At 65.2% G+C, this 16,243-nt stretch carries 14 protein-coding genes; 6 read left to right on the plus strand and 8 right to left on the minus strand.

The window, feature by feature from the left end:
* Positions 1-27: 27 nt before the first annotated feature.
* From aliB to badH, 3 genes are all read right to left on the minus strand, one after another.
* Positions 28-1,182 carry a cyclohexanecarboxyl-CoA dehydrogenase gene (gene aliB / locus PEP31012_RS00080; protein ID WP_150587345.1) on the minus strand — a complete coding sequence of 385 codons (1,155 nt, stop codon included), beginning with the start codon at positions 1,180-1,182 and terminating at the stop codon, positions 28-30.
* A 14-nt stretch (positions 1,183-1,196) separates the two neighbouring features.
* On the minus strand, positions 1,197-1,979 hold the full coding sequence (gene badI / locus PEP31012_RS00085; RefSeq protein ID WP_150587346.1) for a 2-ketocyclohexanecarboxyl-CoA hydrolase: 783 nt from the start codon (positions 1,977-1,979) through the stop codon (positions 1,197-1,199).
* A 128-nt stretch (positions 1,980-2,107) separates the two neighbouring features.
* A complete protein-coding gene (gene badH / locus PEP31012_RS00090; protein ID WP_150587347.1) occupies positions 2,108-2,875 on the minus strand; it encodes a 2-hydroxycyclohexanecarboxyl-CoA dehydrogenase in 768 nt (255 codons plus the stop codon).
* 144 nt (positions 2,876-3,019) lie between these two features.
* On the opposite strand from badH, the gene PEP31012_RS00095 reads away from it, so the two are divergent.
* The 6 genes from PEP31012_RS00095 to PEP31012_RS00120 all read left to right on the plus strand — a co-directional run bounded on the left by PEP31012_RS00095 (position 3,020) and on the right by PEP31012_RS00120 (position 8,986).
* Entirely contained in the window at positions 3,020-3,595 is a 576-nt protein-coding gene (locus PEP31012_RS00095; protein WP_150588001.1) for a MarR family winged helix-turn-helix transcriptional regulator, read from the plus strand.
* 180 nt (positions 3,596-3,775) lie between these two features.
* Complete coding sequence (locus PEP31012_RS00100; protein ID WP_150587348.1) at positions 3,776-4,249, plus strand: MarR family winged helix-turn-helix transcriptional regulator; 474 nt, start codon at positions 3,776-3,778, stop codon at positions 4,247-4,249.
* 3 nt (positions 4,250-4,252) lie between these two features.
* A complete protein-coding gene (locus PEP31012_RS00105) occupies positions 4,253-6,262 on the plus strand; it encodes an FUSC family protein (RefSeq protein WP_150587349.1) in 2,010 nt (669 codons plus the stop codon).
* Positions 6,259-6,468: a DUF1656 domain-containing protein gene (locus PEP31012_RS00110; RefSeq protein ID WP_150587350.1), complete on the plus strand. Its 210-nt coding sequence runs from the start codon at positions 6,259-6,261 to the stop codon at positions 6,466-6,468. Before PEP31012_RS00105 ends, PEP31012_RS00110 begins: the two co-directional genes overlap by 4 nt.
* Positions 6,465-7,430: an efflux RND transporter periplasmic adaptor subunit gene (locus tag PEP31012_RS00115; protein WP_150587351.1), complete on the plus strand. Its 966-nt coding sequence runs from the start codon at positions 6,465-6,467 to the stop codon at positions 7,428-7,430. Before PEP31012_RS00110 ends, PEP31012_RS00115 begins: the two co-directional genes overlap by 4 nt.
* Positions 7,427-8,986, plus strand: coding sequence for an efflux transporter outer membrane subunit (locus PEP31012_RS00120; protein WP_246171074.1), 1,560 nt, complete (start codon positions 7,427-7,429; stop codon positions 8,984-8,986). The genes PEP31012_RS00115 and PEP31012_RS00120 overlap by 4 nt, the downstream gene beginning before the upstream one ends.
* 212 nt (positions 8,987-9,198) lie before the next feature.
* Here PEP31012_RS00120 and PEP31012_RS00125 read toward each other — a convergent pair whose 3' ends face one another.
* From PEP31012_RS00125 to PEP31012_RS00145, 5 genes are all read right to left on the minus strand, one after another.
* Positions 9,199-9,459 (minus strand): DUF4148 domain-containing protein, encoded by a 261-nt coding sequence (locus PEP31012_RS00125; protein WP_150587352.1) that lies wholly within the window; start codon positions 9,457-9,459, stop codon positions 9,199-9,201.
* A gap of 271 nt (positions 9,460-9,730) precedes the next feature.
* On the minus strand, positions 9,731-10,498 hold the full coding sequence (locus tag PEP31012_RS00130; protein ID WP_150587353.1) for a LuxR family transcriptional regulator: 768 nt from the start codon (positions 10,496-10,498) through the stop codon (positions 9,731-9,733).
* Positions 10,499-10,645: 147 nt separating this feature from the next.
* Positions 10,646-11,539, minus strand: coding sequence for a LysR family transcriptional regulator (locus PEP31012_RS00135; RefSeq protein ID WP_150587354.1), 894 nt, complete (start codon positions 11,537-11,539; stop codon positions 10,646-10,648).
* Between the two features lie 107 nt (positions 11,540-11,646).
* The gene (locus tag PEP31012_RS00140; protein ID WP_246171075.1) at positions 11,647-13,107 is read right to left on the minus strand and encodes an efflux transporter outer membrane subunit; all 1,461 of its coding nucleotides are present in this window, start codon (positions 13,105-13,107) and stop codon (positions 11,647-11,649) included.
* Complete coding sequence (locus tag PEP31012_RS00145) at positions 13,104-16,241, minus strand: multidrug efflux RND transporter permease subunit (RefSeq protein WP_150587355.1); 3,138 nt, start codon at positions 16,239-16,241, stop codon at positions 13,104-13,106. The genes PEP31012_RS00140 and PEP31012_RS00145 overlap by 4 nt, the downstream gene beginning before the upstream one ends.
* Between the last annotated feature and the right edge of the window lie 2 nt (positions 16,242-16,243).

A 16,243-nucleotide genomic window follows, 5' to 3' on the forward strand; every position in this document is an offset into this window, starting at 1 on the left:
CTGACACCAATGAGCGCCGCCGTCCGGTCAAACCGGCACCGCCTGACGGCCGGCGCGGGCGCGCGCGATGATCGTCTTCATGATCTGCGCGGTGCCGTCACCGATCTGGAAACCGAGTACGTCGCGCAAACGCTGCTCCATCACGCCCCGGTCGTAGCCGCCGTGGCCGAACATCAGCAGACATTGATGGATGACGTCGTAAGCGAGCTTCGGCCCCCACCACTTGCACATGGCCGCCTCGGCGCTGTGCGGCAGGCCGCGATCCTTGAGCCACAGCGTTTGAAGACAGAGCAGCCGCCCCGCCTCGACCTGCGTGTCGAAATCCGCCAGCGGGTGCGAGACGCCCTGAAACGCCGACAGCGGTTTGCCAAACGCCTCGCGCTGGGCCACGTATTCCCATGTCTCGTCGAGCGAGGCGCGGGCGACGGCCAGCACCTGCAAGCCGATGAGCGCGCGAGAGAAGTCGAAGCCCTGCATCACTTGCACGAAGCCCTCGCCCGGCGCGCCCAGTACGTGGTCGGCCGGGATCTTCACGTTCTCGAAGAACAGCGAGCCGCGGCCGATGGCGCGCTGCCCATGGCAATCAAAGCGTTGTCGAGTGATGCCCGGCAGGTCGAGCGGCACGAGGAACGCCGAGATGCCGCGTGCGCCCGACGCCACGTCGCCCGTACGCGCGAACACGACGGCGGCGTCGGCCTGATCGGCGGCAGAGATGGATGTCTTCTCCCCATTGAGCACGTAATGCGTCCCGTCGAACTCGGCCCGCATGCGCAGGTTGGCAGCGTCCGATCCGCCGCGCGGTTCGGTCAGCGCGATGGCGAGCAGCGTTTCGCCGCGCGTGAGCTTGCGCAGCCAGGGCAGGACGACCTCAGGCTGTCCATGGGCCGCGAGAATCTGGCCATTGAGCGAGGCCAGCAGGTTGACGTAGGACAGGCTCAGGTCCGCGCGCGCAATCGCTTCGTGGATCACGCCCGCCGCGAGACGCCCCATGCCCTGCCCACCGAACGCTTCCGGCAGCTCCGGCGCGATCAGGCCAAGCTCGCCCATCTCGCGCATGAGCGTACGATCGAGCACGCGGGTCTTGTCTCGCTCGAGAAAACCGGGAGCGACACGCGCCTGGGCGAAACGCCGCGTGTGCTCGGCCAGCGCGACGAGATCGTCGTCGAGATACGGAGTTTGCATCGCGTATGCCTCGCTTATTTGGCGTATTTGCGGAACTCGGGCTTGCGCTTCTCCTGGAACGCCCGCACGCCTTCGCGCGACTCTTCCGTCTCGTAATAGAGTTTGAGCGCGTACATGCCCATGCCCGCGATGCCCGCCTGCTGCGCCGTGTCCATGTTGAACGAGCGCTTCGCAATGGCAATCGCCGTCGGGCTGCGCTCGAGAATCTCGTCGCACCATTTCTGGACTTCCGCATCGAGTTGATCGTGCGGCACAACGGTGTTCACGAGTCCCATCGCCAGCGCTTGTGCCGCCGGATAGCGACGGCACAGATACCAGATCTCGCGCGCCTTCTTCTCGCCGACGACACGCGCGAGAAACGCGGTGCCGAAGCCCGGATCGACCGAGCCGACCTTCGGGCCGACCTGCCCGAACACGGCGTTCTCGGACGCAATCGTGAAGTCGCACAAGGTGCAGATCACGTTGCCGCCGCCGATGGCATAGCCTTGCACGCGGGCAATGACGGGCTTGGGCACGTCGCGGATGGCGTTGTGCAGCTCCTCCATCGGCAGCCCGATGGTGCCGCGGCCGTCGTACTGCCCTTCGTGCGCCGACTGATCGCCCCCGGTGCAGAACGCCTTCTCGCCAGCGCCGGCAAGCACGATGCTGGCAATCTCACGGTCGTAGCCGGCCTTGTTGATGGCATGGATCAGCTCGTCGCAGGTGCGCCCACGAAAGGCGTTCATCTTGTCCGGACGGTTGATCGTGATCCACGCCGCGCCGTTGCGCACTTCATACAGGATGTCTTCGTATTGCATGGTTTCGCTCCTTGCCGCTGCGCGTCGCTGGCTGTTGTGGGTTGTCGTTGGCAGCCCTGACGCGCGCCAGCGGTGATATCGATAAACGAGGTCGGGGAATGCCCTGAAATGGCCCGGAATGGCCCGGGTCAGCCGCACATCGTGAGGCCGCCCGAGACGCTCAACACCTGACCGGTGACGAACGCGGCGTCGTCGCTCGCGAAGAAGGCAATGGCCCCCGGCAAGTCGTCCGGCTGACCGATGCGGCCAAGCGGAATGGACTTGGTGAACGCTTCCACCAGCTTTTCCGGATTGCCCGCGCCCTCCTTGTAATCGGCAAAGAGCGCGGTGTCGGTCGGCCCCGGGCACACCACATTGACGGTGATACCGTGGCGCGCGTGCTCGCGGGCAAGCGTCTTCGAGAATGCGACGAGCCCGCCTTTGCAGGCGGCGTACACCGCTTCGCCCGACGACCCGACACGCGCCGCGTCCGACGCGATATTCACGATGCGTCCGCTGCGCCGTGCCACCATCTCGGGCAACACCGCGTGATGCATATGCAGCGTCCCCACGAGGTTGATGGCGATGAGCGACTCCCATTGCGCCGGGGTCGTCTTGGTGAAGGGTTTGAAGATGTCCCACCCGGCGTTGTTGACCAGGACGTCCACGGGCCCCAACGCGGTCGATACCGCAGCAACGGCAGCGTCTACCTGCTCACGCACGGTGATGTCGCATGCGAACGCCAGCGCGCGCGCGCCCGACGCCACGATCTCGCCCGCGCAGCGCTCGGCCGCCGCCAGGTCGCGGTCGAACACCGCCACCGCCGCCCCCTCCCTGGCCAGACGGCGACACGTCGCGCCGCCGATCCCGCCTCCGCCGCCCGTCACGATGACGGTCTTGCCCTCGAATCGCTGCATGTCTCGCCTCCAGAGTCACCGGCGGGCGCGGTATCCTTGCTGACCTCGGAGATCCCGGCCCACCCATTAAATTGCGTCAATATATTGACGTATACTAGACGCGAGATTCGCGATGCGCAAGCGGGCGAAAGTGGAGATATTGATATGGAAAACCCTAGTAATAATGCGGAAATCACGCGCATGGAACTGGCGAATCGGCTGTTCTTCCGGCTCTATCAATGCGCCAATATGTTGCACAAAACCGGTACGCGAGCGGTGGAAAGCCTTGGCCTGACGACGCAGCAATGGGCCGTCCTCGGCGCCCTTTCGCGCCCGGAGGTGCCCGACGGCATGAGCGTGGGCGATCTGGCGCGTTATCTGATGGTGAGTCGCCAGAATCTGTCGGGCTTGATCGGCCGCATGGAGCGCGACGGCCATATCACCAGCGCACCGGACGGCCGCGACCGGCGATCGCGCCGCATCACCATGACCGAGCACGGGCACGCGGTCTGGCACCGTGAGGCGGTGCCGCGCATCCACGGGTATTACGCGCAGGCGCTCGACGACTTCTCGACCCGCGACATGACCCACACGCTGCACTATCTACTCAAACTGCTCGATAACATGAAGCGAATCGACGACGCGGCGGGTGGCCCTTCCGAGGGGGGGCACGAGGGGGAAAGCGATGAGAGAAGCGCGAGAGAAAACGCGCGCGAAGGCGGCGGTCGCCGGAGCCCCTGACGCCCTCGAATCAAAAATAAAACCGGCGAACGACGCCGAAATCACACGCCAACGCGTCGCCAAGCAATACAACGATTCTCAGAAAACCCAATACTGGCAAGGATTTTCGGCGATCACACCGTCTGACGCAATACGGCATTAACTAGCATCCTAATTATTAGTTAACATATAATCTATCCCATGACTTCCCTAGAATCGCTCCGATTTGTCTTCACCAGCCATTTGCTGCTGGCCGGCAAACAGTGGCGCCAGTTATCGCAGGGCGCGATCGTCGAATACGGTATTTCGGCGGCGAGCGCCGGTCCCCTGCTGTTCATCCGCCGGCTCGGCCAGGGGGTGCGGCAGGTCGAGCTTGCCGAATACGTCGGGCTCGAAGGCGCGTCGCTCGTACGACTGCTCGATCAGTTGTGCGGGGCCGGTCTGGTGCTGCGCGAAGTCGACGCGAGCGACCGCCGCGCCAACGCGCTGCGTCTGACAGCGGCTGGCGAAGCGCTCGCCGAAAAGCTTGAAATCGAACTCAGCGAGCTGCGTGCAAAGGTTTTCGCCGACATTCCGCGCGAGGATTTCGAAGCGGTGTTGCGCGTGTTCGAAGTACTTTCTCGCGCGGCGGGCCCCGATGGGTCCATCCTCGCGCTCGCTCCTCCCAAGAAGTAAACCGTGCTCACCTGGCCTTCCTACCGCGACTGGATTTTCTCGATCAAGGCGTTCCTCGCCTCGATGCTGGCGCTTTATATCGCGCTCGCACTTGGCTTGCCGCGCCCCTACTGGGCGATGGCCACCGTCTACATCGTGTCGCACCCGCTCACCGGCGCCACGCGCTCCAAGGCACTGTATCGCGTGCTTGGCACGCTGCTCGGCGCCACGGCGTCCATCGTCTTCGTGCCGGCCCTCGTCGACACGCCCGAGCTGCTGATGGCGGCCGTCGGGTTGTGGACGGGCACGCTGCTCTATATCTCGCTGCTGCATCGCTCGCCGCGCAGCTATGTGTTCCTGCTTGCCTCGTACACGCTGCCGCTGATCGCCCTGCCGGCCGTCAGTACGCCCGGCGTCATCTTCGATATCGCCGTGGCACGCTCCGAAGAGATCATCCTCGGCATCGTCTGCGCGAGCGTGATCGGTGCCGTGATCCTGCCCACGAGCGTGGCCAAGGTTCTGCACGACCGATCGGCGCGCTGGTTGACCGACGCCGCGCGCTGGACGACCGACATGCTCTCGGCAGACCCCGACGGCAAGGCAACGCGCCACATGAGCCGTCACCGCATGGCGGCGGACATTCTGGCGCTCGACCAGTTGATCAGCCAGCTCTCGTATGACGCCGACACGTCGGAGCGCGTGCGCGACGCGCAGGAATTGCGCGGGCGCATGACGATGATGATGCCTGTGCTCGCGACGGTGGCGTCGCTCGTGCACGCGTTGCGCGAGCACCCAAACGGTGCGCCCGACGCGCTCGAAGCGAAGATGGCGGACGTGGTTGCCTGGCTGCGGCGCGGTGCGCCGATGCCCGCCCCGGCGCATTTGCTGAGTCCGGCGCCATCGGCCGGCGAAGCCTCGGACTGGTATGGCGCGCTGGTCGCGGCCACGGAAGACCGTCTGCGCTCGCTCGTGCAGCTCTGGCAGGATTGCGCGTCGCTGCAACGCCGCTTCGGCCAGCGCGAGGATCACGCGGGCGAGCGCGAATGGACGCCCGCTTTCCAGTACTGGGAACTTGGCGGCGCGCGCCATTACGACCACGGCCTGCTGCTGTTTTCGACGGTTTCGGCCGCGCTGTGCACGTTCCTCATGGGCATGGCGTGGATTTACACCGGCTGGAACGATGGCGCCGCCGGCGTCGCGCTCGGTGCGGTGGCCTGCTGCTTCTTCGCGGCGATGGACGAGCCCGCACCGTTCATCCGCTCGTTCTTCTGGGCGACGGCCGTCTGCGTGGTGTTCGCGGCCGTGTACGTGTTCTTCATCCTGACGAATGCGCACGACTTCGGCCTGCTCGTTGCGCTCTTCGCCGTCCCGTATCTGCTGCTGGGCACGTTGATTCCGCAACCGCGCTTTACGATGGTGGCCATGCTCGTCGCGGTGAATACGGCGAGCTTCGTGGGCATTCAGGGCGGATACAGCGCCGACTTCCAGGCGTTCTTCAACGGGAATCTCGCCGGACTCGCCGGCGTGCTGTTCGCCTTGCTCTGGACGTTGCAGACGCGCCCGTTCGGCACGCGCGTGGCCATGCGCCGACTGATTCATTCGAGCTGGCGCGATATCGCGCGCAACGCGCTCGGGCGCTCCGTTGCAGAACATAACCGGCTGCGCACGCGTCTGCTCGACCGACTGGGTCAGCTCGTGCCGCGCCTGGCCGCGAGCGAGAGCGAAACGTCGAGCGACGGCTTTACCGAAGTGCGCGTTGAACTCTCAGCGCTCGCGTTGCAGCGTGAGCTGCCGCATCTGAATGCACCGCAGCGCAGCGCCGTCGAGGCCGTGCTCACCGACGTGGCGCGCTTTTATCAGGCGCGACTCGACGCCTCGGCGAGCACCCCCGACGCCACGCTGCACGACAAACTGCTGGGCGCCGTGCGCTCGTTGGTGGCCCATACCGATCAGGCGTCGCGCAGCGCGCGCGCATCGCTCATGGACATCCATGTCGCTCTGTTCCCCACCACACGCCCCGGGAGTGCCCAATGAGCGGAGAAATCGATATCTACGGCGTGTTCGTGCCGACGCTACTGGTGCTGATGGTCGTGGCCTTCGTGCTGACCGGCGTGCTGCGCTTCGTGCTCGCGCGCCTGGGCTTTTACAAGCTCGTCTGGCACCGTTCCCTGTTCAATCTTGCTGTGTACATCATCGCGCTGGGCGGCATTGTCGCCGTCGCGCACGCCTGTCAACCATGAAACTGAAACTTCGCTCCCTCGGCCCCGTCGCGCTGACGCTCGCGGTATCCTGCGTCGCGGTGTTCGTCTTGCTGCATCTGTGGGACTACTACACCGTCGCCCCCTGGACGCGCGACGGCCGCATTCGCGCCGACATCGTGCAGGTCGCCCCCGACGTGTCCGGCCTCATTACCGATGTCGAGGTCAAAGACAATCAGCCGGTGCACCGCGGCGATCTGCTGTTCGTGATCGACCGCGACCGCTACACGCTGGCGGTGCAGCAGGCCGAGGCCAACGTCGCGGCGCTGCGCGCCACGCTCGCACAGGCGCGCCGTGAAAATGCGCGCAACCATCAATTGACGGAAGTGGTCGCCAAGGAAGTGATCGAAGCCGGCCAGACCAAGGTCGAATCGGGCGAGGCGGCGGTAGCGCAAGCCGAGACCGCCGTGCGACTGGCGAAACTCAACCTCGCGCGCACCCGGGTGCTCGCGCCCGCCGACGGCTACCTGAACGATCGCCTGCCACGCGTCGGTGACTACGTGAGCACCGGCCGCCCAGTGCTCTCGATGGTCGATGCCAACTCGCTGCACGTGGAAGGCTATTTCGAAGAGACGAAGATGCGTGGCATCCACATCGGCGACAAGGTCGACGTGCGCCTGATGGGCGAGCGCCAGGTACTGCACGGTCATGTCCAGAGCATCGTCGCCGGCATCGAGGATCGCGACCGCACGAGCGGTGCGTCGATGCTGCCCAACATCAACCCGACCTTCAACTGGGTGCGTCTCGCCCAGCGCATTCCGGTGCGCATTGCGCTCGACGAGGTGCCCAAGGACATGCGTCTGGTCGCCGGACGCACCGCGACCGTGACGGTCATGCAAGGTCAGCAGGACACCGCCGGTCAATCGCAACCGTCGACCCCTTCGCCTTCGTCGGCCACCTCGGCCACCTCGGCCGAGGCCGCTCAACCGGGAGTCCAGCGGTGAAAGCACGCTTATGCCTGTTGAGCGCCGTGGCAGCAGCCGCTGCGCTCGTAGCCGGATGCACGACCGTTGGGCCTGACTATCACCTGCCGGACCACGCCGTCATGCGCTCGCCCGAAGCCAATGGCCCCATCACGACCGCGGCGCAACACGGTGTCTCGATCGGCGCCGTGCCCGACGACTGGTGGCAACTCTACGACGACCCCAAGCTCGACGCACTCGTGAAAGCCGCGCTGGCTGCCAACACGAACGTTCGCGTGGCCGCCGCCAACGTGCAGCGCGCCCTCGCGATGTACCACGAAGTCGAATCGGAGAATCTGCCGCAAGGCGGCGTGCAAGCCGAAGCCGCACGCGCCCAGATCTCCGGCGAGAGTTTCCTGAAGGAAGAAAAATTGCCGGTGGTCAATCTGGCCGCCGCCGCCCTGTCCATCTCGTATCAGATCGACTTCTTCGGGAAACTGGCGCGCGCCGACGAGGCTGCGCTGGCCGCCGCCGAAGCCAGTCAGGCAGCCCTCGACGTCGTGCGCGTTAGCGTGGCCGCCGAAACGGTGCGTGCCTATGTGCAAGGCTGCGCCGCCAACCACGAGTTCGACATCGCCAACGAGCAACTGACGTTGCAGGAAAAGAGCGTCGCCATTACACGCAAGCTCGTCGACGCCGGGCGCGATCAGCCAACCGATCTGCTGCGCGCGCAAGCGCAGGCCGACACCTTGCGTGCCGCCCTGCCGCATTTCCAGGCACAGCACGACGCAGCGACCTACCGGCTGGCCGTCATGCTCGGCAAGGTGCCGGGCACGCTCGACCCAAGCGCCGCGCAATGCCGTCGCATTCCGCAACTCGCGCAACCGCTGCCGGTCGGCGACGGTACCGCGCTGCTCAAGCGCCGCCCGGACGTGCGTCAGGCCGAGCGCGAACTCGCCTCCGCCACAGCAAAGATCGGTGTCGCCACGGCGGACCTCTACCCCTCGATCCGCATCGGTGCGTCGATCGGGGCGAGCGGTGTCCTGGAACACTTCGGACAAGGCCGCACCGAGCAGTGGAGCGTGGGACCGATGATCACGTGGTCGCTACCGACCAACGGCGTGCGGTCGCACATCAAGGGCATGGAAGCCGGGGCGGATGCCGCGCTCGCGCATTTCGACGGTGTTGTGCTCAAAGCCCTGCAAGAAACGCAGACGTCGCTGTCGGCATACACGCATGAGTTGCAGCGCGATGACGCCCTGCGCGATGCCCGGGACAAGTCGCGCGCCGCCGCCGAGCAGAACCACAAGCTTTACCAGGCCGGCCGCGCGCCGTATCTGACAAGTCTTGACGCCGAGCGCACGCACGCCAGTGCCGAGGCCGCGCTGGCCGCCTCCGAGACGCAAGTCGCGCTTGACCAGGTCAACCTGTTCCTGGCGTTGGGCGGTGGCTGGCAATCGAGCGCCGTTAGCGCAGCTAACGCTGCGAGCACCGCGAACGCGACTCTCGAGAAGGCGTCGCCGGCGGCATCCCACAAGACGGCCGCAAGCGACGACACGCCGGCAACCTCCACGGCATCTTCCGCATCCCTACATTGAGATGAGGCGGGTGGCGTCTTCGTGACGCCGCGCCTCCAGAAACACACAAGCCCCGTCGGGAACGATTCCTCGGGCGGGGCTGTGGCATGACGCGCTACGGCGTCGGTGGGGTGATTCGCACGGCGCAGGCGGGACTCGGTAACGAGTCAGGCGGGCCGTCGGCGAATCCGGGAACTGCCATCGATAACCTGTTGACGGTTATCGCATCAACTTCAGTTGGCGACCGGTGCGGCCGTCTGATTGCGCGCTTCGATCTTGGCCGTCAGGTTCTGCAACTGAACCGACTGCTCATAGGTGTACGGGAAGTTGAATTCCGTCACGGGCGAGAGACCCAGTTCACGGGCCGCCTGAAGTTCGGCGCGCACGTGGGCGCGGGTGACACCGCTCGTTTGGGCCTGACCTTCGGCAAATACCGAGCCGGCAGCCATCGTCAAGCCAGCCAGGGCGACAGCGCTCAACAGGTTCTTTTTCATGGAAAACTCCTTTTATCGTTCATTGGTTACGCATGGACACGAAAACCGCTACTTGATCAGTTTTCGCCATGAGTAAATTATAGTTTTCCCTCATTAATGAACCAGCCCTAAAGCGACAACACACTGTTTCATAAACGCGCTGAAATCCGTGCAATGCGATGACGGAATCAGGCAAAAAGCGAAACGACATCGGGGCGAGGATGACAGGCGAAGCGGCCGCGCGAGCGTCAAGCCGAGGACGCTCACGGAAGATGCAGGTATCGACGGCACCTCAGGGCGATATCGCCCCACTGCTGATCGCGGCGGCAATGGCCTGATGTCGATTGACCGCACCGAGCTTGCGCTTGGCGTTATTGAGGTGAAACGTCACCGTGTGCTCGGAGATACTCAGGATCAAGCCGATCTCCCACGCCGTTTTGCCCCGCGCTGCCCACAGCAGACTTTCGATCTCACGTGGGCTGAGCTTGCCGGCACTGCGGCTCGCCACCCACTGCATGTCGAGCTGCTGGATCGCCTGGTGAAAGTAAATCGCCGTCAGATAGACCTCGCCGACCATGCGCGCCTCGTGCTCGGCCGACGCTTCCGGCGACGCGGCCGTCGCGGCGCTGAAAATGGCTCGCTCGCCGGTGGCGCCATAGATGGGGATCGACAGGCCGGAAGCGAGACCGTGTGCGCGAGCGTCCGCGAAGATGGGGTGCGGCGACGCCTGCGCGAGGAAGGTTCGCCAAAGAATTGGCAGCGGCGACAGATTGGCGGCAATCAGTACCGGATCGACCTCTGCATACCCCACGCTTTGATAGCGCTCGATCCACGCAGCGGGAAAGGTCGTGAAGATGTGACGGCTCGGCATGCCCTGCGCGGTAATGCGCTGGTCGTCCAACTGAAATGCGGCCGCTGCGCGTTCGCGACGTGGCGACAACGGCGCATAGAACAACGCTTCGTAACCCAGGGATTGCGTGAGCTGCTGAAACTCGGCGTCGAGCGCCTCGACCGAACGGGCACCGAGCAGCCCTTCATATCGATAAGGATGATGATGCATTACGAGTTGCGCGCTTCTTGAGGGTTGCCGGCGAATTGCCGGTATTCTCGCGTGGTAGTCCTATCTTTACGCGTTACAGCCGGCAATTCTACGTCACAAACCGTCAAACCGATTCACCCCGGATGACCGATCATTCCCGCATCGGCGTCAGGCGGCGTCCCCCAATGCCTCCAGTGCCGACATGACCTTGCGCAATCCCGGGGTCAGCGGTTTGTCCTGGCGCACGACGATCGCCAGCGTTCTCGTCAATGCCGGCGTGAGCGCGCAGACACGCAATCCCCGCCGATGATGCGCCGCATTGACGGACAGCCGCGGCACGATGCTGTAGCCCAATCCGGCCGCCACCATCTCCTTGATGGCTTCGATGCTGCCCAGGGCCATGACCGGACGCACACGCAACCCCGCTTGCAGGAACCACTCGTCGATCAACAACCGAGTGCTGCTTCCCGGCTCGAACGCCACCATCGGTGCCGCGGCGAGCCAGTGCGGCGTGATCTCTTGCACCCACTGCGCATCGCGCGCCGGCGCGATGGCGACGAACGCGTCGCACAACACTGGCGTGACATGCAGGCTGCGCCCGGCGGTCGGCAACGTGACAAGACCGATATCGAGCCGGTTCTCGCTGACGGCGGCAACCACGTCGTCGGTGTTCCCGGTGCTCACCCGAATGTCGAGCATCGGGTGGCGCTTGCGCATGGCACGCAGGATCGGCGGCAGCAAATGAATGCAGGCCGTCGCCCCGGTGCCGATCGCCACTTCGCCGACGTCGCCGCTCGCATGGCTCGACAGCGCATGCATGGCGTCTTCGACGACGGCATCGATGCGGCGGGCATGATCGAGCAACGTCAGCCCGGCGGACGTCGGTTTGAGCCGCTTGCCGACGCGCTCGATCAGCCTGACGCTCAATCGCTGTTCCAGTTGACGAACCTGCAAGCTCACGGCGGGCTGCGACAGATCGAGCCGAGCGGCGGCGGCGGAGAAACTGCCGGCGTCGACGACTTCGGAAAACGTGTGAAGCTGGTCCAGATTCAGGCGGCGCATCTCAAAGTTTTCCTTATGAGCCGATGAGCATGCCAAGACTTTACCAAGAGAAACCATCGATGCGCCATGCCGGTGCTCAGTTCGTCATCCGGCGCCTGCCCGCCGTCTCACGACGCGTCGCCCTCCGGCCGCCATCCCCCACCCAACGCTCGGTATAGCGCCACATGATTGACGAGCACCCGCTGCTTCACCTCGATCAACTGCTGCGCGGCCTCGAACGCACTGCGCTGCGCGTCGAGCAGTTCGAGGTAGCTCGCTACGCCGTTGGTGTAACGATGATTGGCCAGACGAAGCCTGTCGCGCTCGCCGTCCGACACACGCTTTTGCGCCTGGAACTGGCGCGATAACAGCCCCTGCGCGGCCAAGGCGTCGTCCACTTCGGCAAACGCCGTCTGAATCGCACGCTCGTACGACACGACGGCCATCTCCTTGCGCACGTTCGCCAACGTCAGCCCCTGGCGGAGACGGCCGCCTTCGAAGATCGGCACGGTAATCTGCGGCAGGAACGACCACACGCCGGTGCCGGCGCCGAACAGATCCGCAAAGCTCGCACTGGCGGTACCGATGTCCGTCGTCAACTTGATCGAGGGAAAAAACGCCGCGCGCGCCGCGCCGATATCCGCGTTGGCCGCACGTAGTTGCGCTTCCGCCTGTCGAATATCCGGACGACGCATCAACAACGACGACGGCAATCCTGCCGCCACGGGCACGACGAATGCGTCGTCAAGCGATGCCGCCGCAACCGGCTTCGCACTCACATCGCCGGTCAGCACCTGCAACGCATGCACGATCTCGCTGCGTTGCCGCTCGCGCTCGGCGAGCGATGCCCGCGCGACTTCGACCTGCGTGGTCTCGGCATTCAGGTCAAGGTCGTCGATCAACCCCCGCTCGGCGCGCAGGCGAACCACGCGAATGCTCGCCTCGCGCGCCGCCAGCACCTCGCGCGCATAGGCGATCTGTTCGTTGATGGCCACCAGCCCGATGTAGGACGTGGCTACTTCCGCCACGAGACTCACTTGCGCCGCCCGTTGCGCTTCCTCGCTGGCCAGATACGCTTGCAGGGCCGCATCGCGCAGGCTGCGCACGCGTCCGAAGAAATCGAGTTCGAAAGCGCTCACGCCGAGCGTCGCCCGCCAGTCGTTGGCAACGTAACCGTCTGGGGTGCTGCCACCGTCGGGCAGGCCGGCCGCCCCCGAGTACCGCTGGCGGGAGAACGCGCCGCCCGCCTGCACGCTCGGCAGCAGGCTGGCCGCTTCGATGCCGTACAGGGCGCGCGCTTCCTGTACACGCAGCGACGCCAGACGCAAGTCGCGATTCTGCGCGAGCGAGCGGCGGATCAGCGTCTGCAAGTCCGGATCGGTGAACACGTCGGCCCAATCCGCGTCGGCCGCAAGCGGCTCGGCGAGCGCCAGACGCGCACCGGTGCCCGAAGGGGCCGCCTCATACGTCGTCGGCACCGGCGCTGCGGGGCGTTCAAAGGTCGGCGCGAACGTGCATCCGCCGAGCAACGCCAGCAGGCACACGCCGGGCACCGCTATCCCGCGCATGCGGGGTCGAAACATCGTCATACCTTCCCCTCGATGGCCGGTGCGGCATCGCCCGACGCATTCGTCTCTGGTCGGCGCACGAAGCGACCGACCCACAGGAAAAACAACGGCACCAGAAAGATTGCCAGCACCGTGGCCGTCACGATCCCGCCGAGCACCGCCACCCCGATAGCGCGCTGCGCCCCCGACGCCGGACCCGAGGCGATGGCCAGCGGCACGACGCCGAAGCCGAACGCCAGCGACGTCATCACGATCGGGCGCAGACGCAGACGCGCGGCTTCGACCGCGGCCTCGCCCCAGGCCATGCCCTGCTTCGTCATATCGTTGGCCACCTCCACGATCAGGATGGCGTTCTTCGCCGACAAGCCGATGGTCGCGATCAGTCCTACCTTGAAGTAGATGTCGTTGGGCATGCCCAGCAGGCTCACTGCGCCGAGCGCGCCAATCACGCCGAGCGGCACCACCATGATCACGGCTGCCGGAATCGCCCAGCTCTCGTACAAGGCCGCGAGCGCGAGGAACACGACCAGCACCGACAACGCGAACAGCATCGGCGCCTGTGCGCCCGAAATACGCTCTTCAAGCGACTGGCCGCTCCACTCATAGCCGATGCCCTGAGGCAGATCGGCCATCAGTCGCTCCATGCGCGCCATCGCCTCGCCGCTGCTCTTGCCCGGTGCCGCCTCACCCTGGATCGTGAACGACGGGTAGCCGTTGAAGCGCCGGAGCTGCGGCGAGCCGAGCTTCCACTTGAGCGAGACGAATGCCGACAGCGGCACCATCTCGCCGTTCGCGTTGCGCACGCGCAGATGGCCGATATCCTCCGGAGACACGCGCTGACGTCCGTCCGCCTGCACGATCACACGGCGATTCTCCGCGCCCAGCATGAAATCACCGACGTAGTCGGAGCCGAACATCGTCGCGAGTGTCGCGTTGACGTCGTCCATGTTGACGCCGAGCGCTTCCATCTTGTGACGGTCGATGGCGACGTCAATTTGTGGCACATCGCCTTGTCCGGCAAAGATCACATTCCTGAGCACCGGATCTTTCGCGGCCTTCTGGAGCAGCGCGTCACGTGCGGCGGTGAGCGCGTCCTTGCCCACACCGGCCCGGTCCTGCAACCGCAGATTGAAGCCGTTCGACGAGCCCAGTTCGGGCAGCGCCGGACTGTTCATCGCCATCACCATGCGGTCGGGCTGACCGCCAAACTTGTCGTTGACGCGCTCGACGATGGCGTTGACCTCGTCGCGCGCGGACGTACGCGCTTGCCAGTCCTTGAGCGTGACGAACAGCATGCCGCCGCCCGGACCGGAACCGAACTCGTTCCATCCGCCCAACGCAAAGACGTGTTTGACCGGCTCGTGCAGCATCAGGTAGGTCTCGATGCGTTCGAGCGCCGTCATCGCCTCGGGCAGCGTGGCGCCCTGCGGCTCGGACGCCATCACCATGAAGCTGCCGGTGTCCTCGTCGGGAATGAACGACGACGGCAGACGCATGAACGCGAGCGGCACGGCAATCAACACCGCGCCGTACACCAGCATTGCGCGCCACGGACGACGCAGCGTCTTGCTCACGGTCCGTGTGTAGCGCTCGGTCCCCAGTGCGAAGGTGCGATTGAACCAGCCGAAGAAACCTCGCTTGTCGTGATGATCGGCTGCGACCGGCCGCAGCAGCGTGGCGCACAGCGCGGGTGTGAGCGAGAGGGCAAGGAACGCCGAGAAGGCAATCGACACCGCGAGCGTGATCGCAAACTGACGGTAGATGTTGCCCACGGCGCCGGGGAAGAACGCCATCGGCACGAACACCGCCACCAGCACCACCGTGATCCCCACGATGGCTCCGCTGATCTGCTTCATCGCCTTGACTGTCGCGGCGTAGGGCGAGAGGCCCTCTTCCACCATGATTCGCTCGGTGTTCTCGACGACGACGATCGCGTCATCGACGAGAATGCCGATGGCGAGCACCATGCCGAACATCGTGAGCGTGTTGATCGAATAGCCGAGTCCCAGCAACACCCCGAAGGTGCCGAGCAACGCGACCGGCACCACCAGCGTGGGGATAAGCGTGGCGCGCAGGTTCTGCATGAACAGGTACATCACCAGGAACACGAGCACCACGGCTTCGAGCAGCGTCTTCACCACCTTCTGGATCGACACCTTGACGAACGATGCGGTCTCGTAGGGAATCTGGTACGAGACACCGGCCGGAAACAGCGCCGCCTGGGCGTCCATCACCTGGCGCACCGCCTTCATCACCGCGACGGCGTTCGAGCCGGCCGCCAGCTTGATGCCCATCGCCGTTGCCGGCATGCCGTCCACGCGTGACGAATACGCGTAATCAGCCGCGCCCAATTCCACGCGGGCGACATCGCCAAGCCGGATGGCCGAACCGTCGGCACGCACGCGCAGCGCAATCCTGGCAAAGGCTTCGGGTGAGGCGAGCGAGCCGTCCGACACAACGTTGGCGTTGATCGGGGCCGATGCAGGCGTCGAGCCTGCGCCGATGTCGCCGATAGTCACGCGCGCGTTGTACGCCCGGATCTTCGAGACAATGTCCGCCGCACTCAGGTCGAGTGCGGCGAGCTTCGCCGTGTCGGGCCAGATGCGAATCGCCTTCTCGGTGCCCCAGAACTGCACCTGTCCGACGCCCGGCACACGCTTGAGCTGGTTGATGACCTGCGCCGCGGCGATCTCGCCGAGATCGGCCTCGCCAATCGCGGGGTTGGCCGAGGCCAGCGTGACCACCATATGAATATTGTCGGCGGCGCGCTCGACGACGACGCCATCGCGGCGCACGACTTCGGGCAAGCGCGATTCGACCGTCTTCAAGCGGTTTTGCACCTCGACGGCGGCCAGGTCGAGGCTGGTGCCCTGCCGGAACGTGAGATTGACCGACGAGCGGCCGTTGCCGCTGGACGCCGATGTGTACATCAGCCCCGGCGCGCCGTTCATCTGGCGTTCGATGATCGCCGTCACGGAATCTTCGACCACCTTGGCCGACGCGCCCGGATAGCTGCTCCAGACGCTGACCGTCGGCGGGGCGATGTCGGGATACTGCGCCACGGGCAGCGCCCGGATCGCGAGCACGCCGACGAGCGTAATCAACAGGGCGATCACCCAGGCAAAGACCGGGCGATCGATAAAGAAACGAGCCATGG

Source organism: Pandoraea eparura (genome assembly GCF_902459725.1).
GTDB lineage: Bacteria > Pseudomonadota > Gammaproteobacteria > Burkholderiales > Burkholderiaceae > Pandoraea > Pandoraea eparura.